The following is a 1,281-nucleotide window of genomic DNA, read 5'->3' as shown; positions in this document are numbered from 1 at the left end:
CTAGACAGCTCCACTTCACAACCAGAGGCCTTCGCCTGTCTTCACGACAGGCCGTCACCCGCCCAAACCGGAACAACGTCCCTGGACATCACAGCTAGTACTGTCGGGCGCCATGCAGTCCCAGTCCCCGGTGCTGGTGGGTCGGAGCGAGGAGACCTCGGCACTGCGGGCCGCGGTGGCACGGGCAGAGCACCGTCGCGGTGGCGCGATGTTCCTGGTGGGGGAACCGGGAATCGGCAAGTCGCGGCTGGCGTCCGAGCTCGTCGGGCACGCCTCGCAACGCGGATTCCGCGTGCTCAAAGGCAGAGCGAGCAGGGCGGTGCCGCTGCGGGCGCTGTGCGAGGCGGTGCTGTCGGCGTTCCGCAAGACGGATGCTCCCGACGAGAAACAGCTCGGCGCGTATCTGCCCGTGTTGCTGCGGATGACCCCGGACGCGCCCGCCGGCGTGCCGGATCCGGCCGTGGTCAGGGCGGAGGCGGTCCTGCGGCTGCTCACGGCGGAGAAAACCGTTGTGCTGCTTGAGGATCTGCACGACGCGGACGGCGAGACGCTCGCGGTCGTGGACTACCTGCTCGACAACCTCACGGACACGCCTGTCCTGCTTCTGGCCACACTGCGGCCGCATCCCGATGCCGCGCAACAACTCGCGGACTCGGCTGCGGCTCGTCGGGTCGCGGACGTGTTGCGGCTCAACGGACTCAAGGACGCCGAGGTCGCCGAACTGGCACGCCACCGTCTCGGTAAACCGGCGCCCGCGGACGTGCTGGCCAAGCTCACCAGGATCGCCGACGGCGTGCCGTTCGTCGTCGAGGAGCTGCTCAACGGCGATCTGCAGGCCGGTGTGCCGCCGACGGTCGCGGCGGCCACGGTGCAACGGGTGGACGCGCTCGATCCCGAGTGCGTCGCGCTGCTGGAAGCCGCCGCGATCTTCGGACGGACGTTCCCGCTCGACGTCGTGGCGGCGGTGGCGGGAGTCGATGACGCGACGAACCTGTTGCAGGACGCCGAACGGGCGCAGCTCGTCAACGGCCACCAGTTCCGGCACGCGCTCACCGCCGACGCGATCAGAGGCCGGATGACGGCGACAGCCCGTGCGACGCTCGCCCGCACCGCGGCCAGAACAACGGAATCCTTGCGCCCCAACGAGCTGGAGCTCATCGCCGAGCTGTGGGCGACCGGCGGGGACACGGCGAGAGCTGTCGGCTGCCTGGTCCGAGCGGGACGGCACGCCGCCGCGCTCGGCCGGTTCGGCACCGCCGTCGAGCTGCTCGACGACGTCGG

At 70.4% G+C, this 1,281-nt stretch carries 1 protein-coding gene; it reads left to right on the top strand.

The window, feature by feature from the left end; all coding sequences use genetic code 11:
• Positions 1–112 precede the first annotated feature (112 nt).
• Positions 113–1,281 (top strand): AAA family ATPase (locus FXN61_RS49510; protein ID WP_167980649.1); only part of this gene is annotated, 1,169 nt, incomplete at its 3' end.

It is taken from the genome of Lentzea indica (assembly GCF_012184385.1).
Lineage (GTDB): Bacteria > Actinomycetota > Actinomycetes > Mycobacteriales > Pseudonocardiaceae > Lentzea > Lentzea indica.
This window is presented reverse-complemented; position numbering and strand designations above follow the sequence as displayed.